Raw genomic sequence first — 12951 nt, 5'->3', positions numbered from 1 at the left:
AGAAATGTATACTTTTTCACCAAAATTAAAATCAACTTCTATAATACTGCTTGTTGTAGGTTTAGTTCTATTTGGTATTGGTTTTTTCTTGAATAAAGGAATCAGCACAGAAAAAATTGAACAGATGATGGAAGCTGTTCATGCTTCAGGTCACACTGCCCCTACTCATTCAAGTGAGATGATAGGTCCTCAGGATCATGCTGCTCATTTAGAACATGCAGAATTACAAATTCACAACCAACCATTAGCATCACTACATTTCGTAGCTGTATTTTTCTTTGGAGTAAGTTGTGCCGTATTGTTCTTCTATTGTATTCAGCACGCTGCTCACGCAGGTTGGCCAATTATTATTACAAGAGTAATGGAAGCTATTGCTTCTTATATTCCATACGGAGGAGCTATTTTGATCATCCTTATGTTATTAAATATCTTCCACCAAGGACACCTTTTTCATTGGATGGATCCGGATTTAACAGATCCAAACTCAGCACACTTTGATGTGATCTTATTTGAAAAGAAAAGATTCTTAAATATTCCTTTCTACGCAATCAGAACTTTGATCTACGTAATCGGAGCTTCATTCTTCGCATGGAAACTGAAAGCACAATCTAAAAAAGTAGATGAGACAAAATCTTTGGTTGAGTATCAATTCCTTTACAGATGGGCTGTTGGATATATCGCATTCTTCGGTTTTGCTTCTGCAGCTTGGGCTTGGGACTGGTTGATGTCAATTGACCCTCACTGGTATTCTACAATGTATATCTGGTATTCTATGGTGAGCTGTTTATCCAGTGGTATTGCTGTTATTATTCTTATCAGTGTATACCTTAAGAAGAACGGATTCTTACCTCAGTTCAATGACAATCACTTACACGATCTTGGAGTATTCCTTTTCGCAACAAGTATGCTTTGGACGTACACATGGTTTGCTCAGTTCATGCTTTACTGGTATGCAAACGTACCGGAAGAGGTTAATTACTTCTTTGGAAGATTCCAGCACTATTCACCTACATTCTTACCAATGCTAATTATCAACTTCTTATTACCTTTATTGGTATTAGTAAGTAGCAGCATTAAAAGAAATTATAAAGTAGTTACCGTAATGGCAGTAGTTGTTATTTTAGGACACCTTTTAGATTACTTTAATATGGTAATGCCTGGAACAGTGGGCCCATATTGGAAAACTCCTGAAGTATTTATACTAATACTAGGTGCTGTCCTATTTGTAGTTGGATTATTTATGTTTACTGTAATGTCAGCATTATCTAAACTAAAATTAATTCCTACTGGAAACCCATTCTTACACGAATCTGAAATTTATGAGTATCCTTTCTAAGGACTTGTAACAAAATAAAACTCTAAAAGACTGATTATTAACTAATCAGTCTTTTTTTATGCAGAAAATTAAGATTTCTGTGCAACCTTTTTTCAAAACTGTTGTCTTATAAGTAAACGGTCTCCACACCAGCAAATAATTAATTATGAAAAGAAACTACCTATTACAAATTCTATTCGTTTTGCTATTCAGCTTTACCAATGCCCAGACCATTACATTCATTTCAGAAAAAAATAATAAACCATTGCCTAAGCTTTCTGTTTTTGGAAAAGACGGAAGTATTTTAGCGTATTCTGACATTGATGGTAAAATAGATAAGCAAGCATTAAATCCGTCCCAGGAAAAATTTCAACTGATCTATGATAATTTTCTTGTAGCAACACTTTCCTATGCAGAGCTTGATCACGACATAATAAAAGTTAACGATCAGGTAAAAGAAATAGAGACCGTAGTATTAAAAAATAACAAACCTGCAAAATACATCATCATTAAAGGAAACTTTAATGCCTATGTCACACTAAATAACAAACTGAATTGCTATGCAGATGGTATTGTAACCTATGTTTTTGATAACAAAACTAAAAAACTAAAAAGTACCAATGCACAACAATACAGAATTTACAGATTGGAAGATCCTTCAGAGGAAAAAAAGCAAACATCATTATGGGACTATGGCAATTCATTAAACCTTCCCAGACTTAAAAAAATAGGAAGCCCCGAAGACTATAAAAATAAAGTAACGGTTATAAAAGAATTAAAAGGAGACAAAAAAGATCAAATAGAAATCTCTGGTGAGGCATTACAAGAAAAAGAATTTGCTCTTTTTGGGTATCGCTTTTTTGACATAAAGGCTATTGTTAATCTTTCCTTCGAACAAGGATCTGAAAAAGGATTAAAAGATTTTTTAGAATATAATGATCGGGTCTTTATTAAAATAAAACACAAGAGCGAACCTAATTACAATCAAATACAAACATATACCAATTTCTATCCAACTGAAATCTCATTTGATAATAATGATGATGTTGAAAAAGTAAGATTTGATAAGGACAACAGCAGCTATACATCAAAATTCTGGCAAGATGCATCATTCCCAAATATGCAGGCAATCTTCAGTTCATTCTTTGAAGGAAGTCTAAAAGAGCAACCAAACAAACGATAAAATAAAAAAATCTCCTATTTCTTTTAAATGATATCTTTTAAAGTGAAAAATAATACTATAAATACTACTCCTTTCTTTTACTAGAGCAACTTTTCAACAATAATTATATAAAAGATTCCTTTGGCTGTACTCTTCAAATGGTCCATAAGATCTATTTAGGGATAAATAGCCTAAAGAACAACCAAACAAGTATGGCGGTAGTATTGAGATTCCAGAAAAAAGAAATAAAAAATAAAAAATTTCTATTAATAAAGGTTTTACTAAATTTGTAACAAACCGAATAAAAATGAAAAAGTTTTCTCTTCTACTAATTTTTAGCCTATTGCTTTTTACAGCATGTAAGAAAGATCATGTAGATGCTACGAGTACAAAAACTTTACAGTCAAGTATCAATGATATGGCATCAAGCCTGTCAACCATCAAACAAATCAAGTTTAATGAGGCTCTTTACATCCTTAAAACATTTGGAGTAGATGCCGAAGGTGACGTAAACGAAGTAAAGGCTCTTGGCAAATTAATTAATGGAAAAAAAGTTCCTGAAATTTTATCAATGGCCGATGAGGTAGCTCAGAAGAATAACATCGAATGGGCAAGTACGGCTCCACCTTCATTAGGAGAGATGAACATTTTTGGTGATGAAAAGGCGAAGGAAAGTGATCCAAATGATGTGAAAGCCAGCTCATTGAGTATCATTACAAGGCCTTCAGCTGATGACGGAAACGGAGCAACAGCTATCCAGATCATTCCTAAGCTTGTCGATAATGCAGGAAATCCTGTTGCATTTACGGGCGCCGGCTTAGAAGCTACATTAGAAGTTTTCAGTAATGGAGTAAAGCTTTCAACAGCAAAAAATCTGATGACTGATAATAATTTCAAAGGTTTCAATTTAAGATTTTCTTCTCTTTTAGCTTCAAAAGTGGTTGATAATAAAATAGATATCACGGTATCTGTAAAAACAACTGCAAAAACTTTTAAAATGTCTAAAATCGGGTTGGAAGTAAATCCGTCAGCTTTAAAAATTCCAGCACCTCCTAAAACAGATTCCACAGCTGTACCTACAGATCCAAATGCAGTAATTGATCCTAGCAACCCTACAGGTACTGGCAATACTACAGACCCTTCTGTAACAACAGTTCCTGCAACACCAAAACAACCAGCTGCAGATCCAAAAAATACAGTAAGTAAATTTTTAAATAATGTAAGTTCACAAAATCTTAAAGCAGCATTTGAGTCTTCAAATAACCCAAGCTGGGGAAGCTATGAGTCTTTTTCAAATCCTACTTCAGGCTTTGGATCCGTAAAAAATGTGAGTGTTAAAAATATCACGGCAAATGCCACTAATGCTAACAGCTCAAGTGTGAATGCTACTTATGATGTTACAGACAAAAATGGAAAAACAACTTCCCTGAAAGTAACTTTCGGACTTAAAAATGTAAACGGAGACTGGAAAATTTCCAGCTACAAAATAAACCCATAAATGGCTTCACAAGAATTAATTCATAAATTAGAAAATACCATTGAAAATGTTCCTGACTTTCCTATTCCGGGAATTCAGTTTAAGGACATCTCGCCTATTTTCCTTAACCCAAAATTATATGAAGAGGTTATTGAAGATCTTGTGAAATTCAGCAAAGGAAAGATTGATGCTGTTTGTGGAATCGAAAGCCGTGGTTATCTCTTTGGAATCGCAATTGCTGTTGCTTTGGAGGTTCCGTTTATTTTAATCCGTAAGAAAGGTAAACTTCCACCACCCATTATCTCGGAAAAATATGACCTGGAATATGGAAGTGCCGAAATAGAAACGCGTGAAGGACAGATAAAAAAAGAGCAGCGAATATTAATTCATGATGATTTATTGGCAACCGGGGGTACAACAGAAGCTGCGGCAAAATTAGTTGAAAAACAGGGCGCAAAAGTAGTACAGTTCAGTTTTTTAACCGCTCTAGGAGATTTAAATGGCGATGAAAAACTAAAAAAATTCAATGCGGAAATCTATCATATTTTAGAATATTAAATAATACATTCAAAGTATTTTGTAAATCCCTCAGAAACAATTAAATTTGCAATTCAATTTTTAAGAATTTATGGCAAAACTTGCAAAGAATGCTCAAAAAGAGCAAGAAGGTAAAGAAACAGTGGAATTTTTTAAAGATCTTGACAGAGAGGCTTTAAATACAGAAAGATTCCTAGAAAAATACTCAAAACCACTAGGTATTGTTTTTGGGGCTTTGGTTTTAGGAGTTTTAGGATTTTTCGCCTATAAACAATTTGTAGTTGCTCCTCAAAATACGGAAGCAGTAAAAACTTTCCTTGCCGCTCAAAAAAACCTTACTGAAGGTAAAGATAAAGAGGCGTTGGGAGGTAAATCTGCTGCAAACCCAGGTTTCATAGGAACTTATAATGACTTTTCTTCTACAGATATCGGTAAACTCGCAGGTTATAATGCTGGTTTATTAAAATTCAAAGAAGGGAAGTTCCAGGAAGCTTACGATCTTTTAGATCAATTCTCTTCTGACAACAAAACATTGATGGCGATGAAGTTTGGAGCTATGGCAGATGCAAAATCTGGTCTTAACAAAAATGATGAAGCATTATCATTGCTAGACAAAGCTTCAAGCGCTTCTTCAGATCCTTATACTTCTTACTTCTTTACAAGAAAGGCTGGTATAGTAGCTTTAGGATTAAAGAAAAAAGCAGAAGCTAAGAAATACTTTTCAACAATTGACGAAAAATATCAGGACTATGACAATGGAATGTCTGATTCTTATATTGAAATGACTAAATATTATTAAAAAATGGCAACAGTTAATCTTTCGGATTACAAGCCACTTAATATAACCAATGCCGAGGATTTTTCTATCGGCATTGTTTTTTCTGAGTGGAATGACTTTGTAACCTATAACCTTCGTGATGCAGCTTTAGAAATCCTTGAAAAAGAAGGAGTAAAAACTGAAAACATAAAACTTTTTACAGTACCTGGAGCATTTGAATTAAATTACGCAAGTATGCAATTGTGCAAAGAGCGAAAATTCGATGCTGTAATTGCTATAGGATGTATTATCAGAGGCGAGACTCCGCACTTTGATTTTGTATCTTCAGCAGTCGCACAGGGAATTAAAGATTGTAATATTCTGACAGATACTCCAACCATCTTTTGTGTTCTTACAGATGACGCCAAAGAACAGTCTGTAGCACGCAGCGGTGGAGACTTAGGTAATAAGGGCGTAGAAGCTGCTGTTACAGCTCTAAGAATGATAGATTTTAAAAAGAAATTATCTCAGAAAAAGACCAATATAGGCTTTGGAAATTCTTAATTTTAATATCTTTTACAACCTATAAATTAAAAGGACTATTTTTTATAGTCCTTTTTTATTGTCTTTATTTCTTAAGCTGAGAAAACCTCTTTTATTTAATAATATTCCTTTTTAAGAATAATTTAAACAATTATAAAAAACATAACAAATCAGCTGTTTTTGTTTTTTTCCTTAAAAAATACAGCATAAAAACTATCTTTGCAAAAGTTAACATATACTTTATCTAAATGTATCCTCAAAAAATAAAACCATTCTTATACTTAGGATTTTTTTATCTTATTGTATCACTGATTGTTAGAATAGTATTTTTTTTCCACCCAATAACTACCGCAAGCTTCGGTTTCTTTGAGGTGCTGAAAGTCTTAGTAGTCGGAGTAGCTAACGATGTCTTTGTCTTTGTTTTAGCAAGTACATTTTTAGCTCTGTACTTCTTATTTCTTTCGGATTCAAAATATAAAAAGCCTTATGGGCAAATAATATTAGGAGCTTTACTGCTCCTTTTTTTCTATATCCTTCTTATTCCGAATAATATTTTTAAACAATATGGGGGATCTATAGCAGAAATTGCACTTGCTTTTATCGGACTAAAAATCATCTGCTTTGCATTAATGCTTTTTCTTCCGTCAAAAAGAATTAAAATCCGTAATACTCTTTATTTCATTACGTTATTCATCTATGTATTGCTTATTGTTTTTAATGCTGTAAGTGAATATTTCTTCTACAATGAATTTGGACTGCGTTACAACTTTATTGCAGTTGATTATCTTATTTACACGAATGAAGTGATAGGAAACATTATGGAAAGCTATCCTGTCTTTCCCTTATTTTTAATCATCTTTGCTATTACATCTACCATCACATGGTTTATTTATAAGAAAACAAAGAATGAGCTTAAAGATCTTCCCAATTTCAAGCAGAAACTGGTTTTATTAGGTTCTTTTATTCTACTTGCAGGAATCAGCTTAGTCTGCCTAACATTTACTACTCAGATAAAATCCACGAATGTCTTTGCTGAAGAAATTGAGGCCAATGGATTTCCAAAGTTCTATTGGGCATTTACACATAATGAATTAGACTACTTCCAGTTTTACCCACAGATAGATCAGAAAAAAGCTGAAAGTAATTTTTTAAGCCAGTACTCTGATCCTGTTTTAACAAGAACAATAAATTCAGACCAACCTGAGCTCAAAAAGAATGTCGTTCTTATCTCTATAGAAAGTTTATCTGCTGATTTTATGCAGCACTATGGAAATGATCAGAAAATAACACCTTTCTTAGATAGTTTAGCCGATCGTTCTATGATGTTTACAAACTTGTATGCAACAGGAAACAGAACGGTTCGTGGTCTGGAAGCATTAACTCTTTGTATTCCTCCAACAGCAGGAGAAAGTATCATAAAAAGAGAAAATAACAAAAATAAATTCACAACAGGTGGCATCTTCAAATCCAAAGGATATGATGTGAAATTCCTATACGGTGGTTACAGTTATTTTGACAATATGCAGGATTTCTTTGCTGGTAACGGATATGGAATTGTTGACCGTAATAATTTTAAACCTGAAGAAATTACTTTTGCCAATGTTTGGGGCGTTGCCGATGAAGATATGGCTAAAAAAGCAATTCAGGTAATGAATACGGAATCAAAATCTGGAAAACCCTTTTTCAATCATTGGATGACGGTTTCTAATCATAGACCTTTTACTTATCCGAACGGAAGAATAGATATTCCCGGTGATGCTAAATCCAGAGAAGGAGGGGTAAAATATACAGATTATTCTCTTCGTAAGTTTTTTGAAATGGCAAAGAAACAGGATTGGTATAAAAACACGGTTTTCGTAATTGTTGCAGATCATTGCGCATCAAGCGCTGGCAGTACAGCATTACCAATGGATAAATACAGAATTCCAGCTCTGGTCTTCTCTGAAGATTTTATTCAGCCACAAAAATTTGATAAACTTATGTCCCAGATAGACCTTATGCCTACCGTATTGGGATTACTTAATTTCAACTACCAATCGAAATTCTTAGGACAGGATGTTTTTAAAAAAGAATTTCAGCCTAAAGCCTATATTGCCACTTATCAGGATTTAGGATTTGTAAAAGATGGATATTTAACAGTAATTTCTCCAGTAAAAAAGATAAAACAATATTCATTATCTCAAAAAAAGGATAAGCTAACTCCGGAATTTAGCATCTATTATGATGAAAATCCTATGAAGAATCCGAATCAGAAAGTGGTTGATGATGCCATTTCTGCTTATCAATCTACTTCATATTGGCTAAAGAGTAATCAGCTTAACCGTTAAAATTGTTCAAATATTTTTAGTAGAATTAAAAAATAATAATTAATATCGATATTAGTTTTAAATTTACATCTAAAATTATTTACTATGAAATGGACAAACGATAGAGGCGGAAACGTTGAAGACCGTCGTGGCTCCGGGGGGAGTGGAGGTATGATCGTAGGAGGAGGCTTAGGAACATTGATTATTGCTGCCATCGTTTTCTTTTTGGGAGGCGACCCTTCGGGTATATTGAATTCAAATAGTATGTCATCACAAGGCCAGTCTGAACAGAGAGAATTAAATGCTGATGAGAAAAAAATATATGAAATGGTCGATATGATGGATGGATGGAACACCATTGCATGGACTGAAGTTTTCAAAGAAAACGGAATGACCTATACTCCGCCTAAAATTGTACTTTTTGAAAACACAACACAATCCGGCTGTGGTACTGCACAATCTGCAATGGGACCTTTTTACTGCCCGGCAGATCAGAAAGTGTATATGGATATGAGCTTCTTTAATGAATTACAGCAAAGATTTGGAGCGAAGGTAACAGAATTTACTGTAGCCTATGTTTTAGCACACGAAATCGGACATCATGTACAGACTCTTTTAGGAACAACCCAAAAAGTAGATGCTCTCAGAAGAAGTGGAAGATATTCAGAAGCTGATATGAACAGGGTCTCCGTAGCCACTGAATTACAGGCTGATTTCTATGCTGGTCTTTGGGCAAAAAGAACTAATGACAAGAAACAAATTCTGGAACCTGGTGATATTGAATCTGCTATAGATGCTGCCGAAGCTGTAGGCGACGATAATATCCAAAAAAGATCTCAAGGATATGTAAATCAGGAAAGCTTTACTCACGGATCTTCTGCTCAGCGTAAAGAATGGTTTATGAAAGGTTTTAATACGGGAGATATCCGGCAAGGTGATACTTTCAATCAACTTTTAAAATAAATAAGATACAATAAAAACCCTGAAGAGTTCTTCAGGGTTTTTTATTTATTGTAATTCAATTGGATTGCTGTTTTTCTTCGCCTCATCCTTCACCCTTTCTTCCATTCTTTTTTTCATATCAGCCGGATTCCGGTTTCCACCACCTCCACCTCGTCCAGCACCACCTACAACAACAGTCTGGGCAGAGCCTCCGCCACCGCCACCGCCTTGAGTCATAAAGGACATTGGATCTGTTCTATATTTTTCCTGTTGTTTTAGAAAATCTTTTCTTTTCACTTTTATGATATTCCCTCGTTGACTTAAATTTGCCAATTCAGCGATCTTATAATTTTTCATTAAATCAAAGGAGTAATCTCCCTGGCTATCTTCTACCTTTACAATTAAACCTGGAAGCCCACTAAACTTATAAGGTCCATCCTGATAAGGAAGATCTGTAGTAAACCAGGCTGTCCATTTTCTTCCTGCAAAATCAGTTTCAGCCTTTTGAACTTTATAGTCTCCTATTTTAGTAGTTTCAGGTGATATTTTCCAATTTAATGGACGGTCTTCTTCATAAGAATACATATCTCGTCCCAACCTATCTTTAAAATAGGTTTTTTGATCTTTTTTATCTTTTTCAACAGAGTAATTGATATTGGTTCTCAATCCTTCCATTTGATCCCTGTTAAAAGCTATTGCTCCGCCACTTTGAAATGTCTTTTGCATAATAGAGTCTCTTTTTACTCTATTCTCAGAGTAAAAAAGGGATTTCTCCTGCGAAATATCTAAGTATGCATTTTCTGTCTTTATATCATTTTTATTTGCTGCATCTGATTTCATAGTAACCTGATATACAAATCGGTTTACCTGTGCAAAAGCATTCTGCACGAAAAGAGCTAATGCAATGATGGCTATTTTTTTCATTTGTAATTTATTTTAGTTCAATTGGGTTTTGCTTTACATCATTGTGAAAGCTTTCGATATCACCCGTTGGTATAGAATTACTATTGCTACTGTCCATTCCTCTCGAAGACATTCCTCTACCTCCGCCATGACTGCCGCCTTTCATTCCGCCACCTCGTCTTCCACCCCCGGAATTCATATCTCCGCCACTTCTACTTCTCAACATGGTTCTGCTGTCTTTACTTAATTCTATTGCCGCTTTATCACCCATAAAATCTATTCGTGTGCTCAATTTTGCATCTGGACTTACAGATTCTTCAAAAGCATTTTTAATAGTAATCTTTTTTACAAGTTCAAATTTGTAATCTCCTTTATCATCCTCCAGCTTCACAATCAGACCTGGCAATCCCGAAAATTTATATGGTCCATCAGAAATATTTATTTCTTTTGTAAACCAGCCCGTCCAGACTCTGCCACCAAAATTGGCTGTTGCTTTTTGAGCTTTATATCCATTTTGTTGTTCAGTCTCTTCTGTCACCTGCCATTTAATAGGTCGGTCTTCCTGATAATAAATTTGCTTCCCAGCTATTTTATCATGATAATAAACTTTTTGTTCAGAAATGTTTTTTGTGATAAAATATTCAAAAAAAGATTGTTCCGATTGTTTTCCAAATCCAAATTTTGTAAAATCTTTCCCTTCTTTTTTACTATCATTTTTTTCTTCCTTTCTAAAAGCAGTTAATAAAGAATCCCTTACTAATTTATGTTCACTTATAAACAAGGATTGATTTCCTTTAATATCTAAAAAAGTTTTTTCAAATTTCAGACTTACCAGATTAATTGAATCGGGGTTTACTGAAGTTTCGTAAACATATCTTATAGTTTGTCCATAAGACATTGTCAGTAAAAACAATATAAAAAAGACCAGTAATTTTTTTTTCATAATTATTCTTTATAGATAAAAAATACTGTTCAAAGTTAAATCAAAAACAGAATTACTAAATTTGCAGAAGAATATTTATACATTTTTTAACACTAACAATGATATGTATAACGATGCTATTAAGATTCGAATTATTAAAATAGATATCTTCAATTTGAGATTGCGGAAATTAGTTCGTATTTTTGCAAGATTAAATCATTCTAAATAAATACAATGATAACAGTATCAGATCAAGCGAAGTTAAAAGCCATCCAACTTATGACGGAAGAAGGCTTTAACCCTGCTGAAGATTATATAAGAGTGGGGGTGAAAAGTGGAGGATGCTCTGGTTTGGAGTATGTTTTAAAATTTGACAACCAAAAAGAAGAAACAGACCAAATTATTGTAAACAACGATGTTAAAATTGTTGTAGACAAAAAATCTATCCTCTATTTAGCGGGTACCATTCTTGAATATTCAGGAGGTTTGAACGGAAAAGGATTTGTTTTTAATAATCCTAATGCATCCAGAACGTGTGGTTGTGGAGAGAGTTTTAGTTTGTAATTAGACGTTGGAAATTAGAAGTTAGTAATCACTATCTGACTTCTGATATCTAAAATCTAGAATCCATCAAAATGAGTAAATATACAGAAGACGATTTACGCGTCGATTTAGAAAATAAAAAATACGAATTCGGTTGGGAAACGAAGATCGATTATGAAGATTTCCCGATTGGTTTAGATGAAGATGTCATCCGTGCTATCTCTGCTAAAAAAGAAGAGCCAGAATGGATGACAGAATGGCGTTTGGAATCTTATAGAATATGGCTTAAAATGGTAGAACCTACATGGGCCAACATTAAATATGTGAAACCAGATTTCCAGGCAATTCGATATTATGCTGCTCCAAAGAAGAATGCCGAATTGGCAAGTTTAGATGAAGTAGACCCGGAATTGCTTAAAACCTTCGCAAAACTAGGAATTAACATCGAGGAACAAAAAAGACTTTCTGGAGTTGCCGTAGACATTGTAATAGATTCAATTTCGGTAAAAACAACTTTCCAGGATACTTTAGCAGAGAAAGGAATTATTTTCTGTTCTATTTCAGAAGCGATAAAAAACCATCCTGATTTAGTGAAAAAGTACTTAGGGAAAGTAGTTCCAAGAGGAGATAATTTTTATGCAGCTTTAAATTCTGCTGTATTTTCTGACGGAAGTTTCTGTTATATTCCTAAAGGAGTAAGGTGTCCAATGGAACTTTCAACATATTTCCGTATTAATCAGGCAGGAACAGGACAGTTTGAAAGAACTCTTGTGATTGCTGATGAAGGAAGTTATGTTTCTTATCTTGAAGGTTGTACTGCTCCTTCCAGAGATGAAAATCAATTGCACGCAGCCGTTGTGGAATTAATTGCAATGGATAACGCTGAAATTAAATATTCTACAGTTCAGAACTGGTATCCAGGTAATGAAGAAGGAAAAGGAGGTGTATTTAATTTTGTAACAAAAAGAGGACTTTGCGAAAGAAATGCAAAGATCTCATGGACACAGGTTGAAACCGGATCTGCGGTAACATGGAAATACCCATCTTGTATTTTGAAGGGAGATGGATCAATTGGTGAGTTCTATTCTATTGCTGTGACTAACAATCACCAATATGCTGATACCGGAACAAAAATGATCCATATCGGAAAGAACACAAAATCAACGATTATATCCAAAGGTATTTCTGCCGGTAAATCACAAAACTCTTACAGAGGACTGGTAAAAGTAATGCCTTCTGCAAAAGGAGCAAGGAATTTCTCCCAGTGTGATTCTTTACTAATGGGTAACGAATGTGGTGCACATACATTCCCATATATTGAGATTAAAGATCCTACGGCTCAATTAGAGCATGAAGCAACCACTTCAAAAATCGGTGAAGATCAGATCTTTTATTGTAACCAGAGGGGGATCGATACGGAAAGAGCGATTGCTCTGATCGTGAATGGCTTCAGTAAAGAGGTTTTAAACAAGCTTCCTATGGAGTTTGCTATTGAAGCTCAGAAATTATTAGAGATCTCACTAGAAGGCTCAGTAGGATAAGAC

Annotated in this window: 12 protein-coding genes; 10 read left to right on the top strand and 2 right to left on the bottom strand. The window is 34.2% G+C overall.

The features are described 5' to 3' along the window. Positions 1–4 precede the first annotated feature (4 nt). The 8 genes from J7E44_RS12795 to ypfJ all read left to right on the top strand — a co-directional run bounded on the left by J7E44_RS12795 (position 5) and on the right by ypfJ (position 9060). Positions 5–1336, top strand: a complete 1332-nt coding sequence (locus J7E44_RS12795) for a quinol:cytochrome C oxidoreductase (RefSeq protein WP_214830320.1) — start codon at positions 5–7, stop codon at positions 1334–1336. A gap of 145 nt (positions 1337–1481) precedes the next feature. Further along, the gene (locus J7E44_RS12790) at positions 1482–2498 is read left to right on the top strand and encodes a hypothetical protein (protein WP_214830318.1); all 1017 of its coding nucleotides are present in this window, start codon (positions 1482–1484) and stop codon (positions 2496–2498) included. A 286-nt stretch (positions 2499–2784) separates the two neighbouring features. Then, a complete protein-coding gene (locus J7E44_RS12785) occupies positions 2785–3975 on the top strand; it encodes a hypothetical protein (RefSeq protein WP_214830316.1) in 1191 nt (396 codons plus the stop codon). Further along, the gene (locus J7E44_RS12780; protein ID WP_214830314.1) at positions 3976–4512 is read left to right on the top strand and encodes an adenine phosphoribosyltransferase; all 537 of its coding nucleotides are present in this window, start codon (positions 3976–3978) and stop codon (positions 4510–4512) included. Between the two features lie 70 nt (positions 4513–4582). Then, positions 4583–5290, top strand: coding sequence for a YfgM family protein (locus J7E44_RS12775; protein ID WP_214830307.1), 708 nt, complete (start codon positions 4583–4585; stop codon positions 5288–5290). 3 nt (positions 5291–5293) lie between these two features. After that, complete coding sequence (gene ribH, locus J7E44_RS12770) at positions 5294–5812, top strand: 6,7-dimethyl-8-ribityllumazine synthase (protein WP_214830305.1); 519 nt, start codon at positions 5294–5296, stop codon at positions 5810–5812. Between the two features lie 227 nt (positions 5813–6039). Continuing rightward, positions 6040–8118 (top strand): LTA synthase family protein, encoded by a 2079-nt coding sequence (locus tag J7E44_RS12765; protein WP_214830303.1) that lies wholly within the window; start codon positions 6040–6042, stop codon positions 8116–8118. 84 nt (positions 8119–8202) lie between these two features. Continuing rightward, a complete protein-coding gene (ypfJ, locus tag J7E44_RS12760; protein WP_214830301.1) occupies positions 8203–9060 on the top strand; it encodes a KPN_02809 family neutral zinc metallopeptidase in 858 nt (285 codons plus the stop codon). Between the two features lie 45 nt (positions 9061–9105). Here the strand turns inward: ypfJ and J7E44_RS12755 are convergent, their stop codons facing one another. Together J7E44_RS12755 and J7E44_RS12750 are read right to left on the bottom strand one after the other, a co-directional pair. Then, positions 9106–9963, bottom strand: a complete 858-nt coding sequence (locus J7E44_RS12755; RefSeq protein ID WP_214830299.1) for a GLPGLI family protein — start codon at positions 9961–9963, stop codon at positions 9106–9108. Positions 9964–9970: 7 nt separating this feature from the next. Continuing rightward, positions 9971–10885, bottom strand: coding sequence for a GLPGLI family protein (locus J7E44_RS12750; RefSeq protein ID WP_214830297.1), 915 nt, complete (start codon positions 10883–10885; stop codon positions 9971–9973). A gap of 213 nt (positions 10886–11098) precedes the next feature. On the opposite strand from J7E44_RS12750, the gene J7E44_RS12745 reads away from it, so the two are divergent. Both J7E44_RS12745 and sufB read left to right on the top strand, forming a co-directional pair. Further along, complete coding sequence (locus J7E44_RS12745) at positions 11099–11428, top strand: HesB/IscA family protein (RefSeq protein ID WP_214830295.1); 330 nt, start codon at positions 11099–11101, stop codon at positions 11426–11428. 71 nt (positions 11429–11499) lie between these two features. After that, a complete protein-coding gene (gene sufB / locus J7E44_RS12740) occupies positions 11500–12948 on the top strand; it encodes a Fe-S cluster assembly protein SufB (RefSeq protein ID WP_214830293.1) in 1449 nt (482 codons plus the stop codon). Positions 12949–12951 lie beyond the last annotated feature (3 nt).

The sequence above is a fragment of the Chryseobacterium sp. ISL-6 genome (assembly GCF_018613715.1).
Classification (GTDB): Bacteria; Bacteroidota; Bacteroidia; order Flavobacteriales; family Weeksellaceae; genus Chryseobacterium; species Chryseobacterium paludis.
This window is presented reverse-complemented; position numbering and strand designations above follow the sequence as displayed.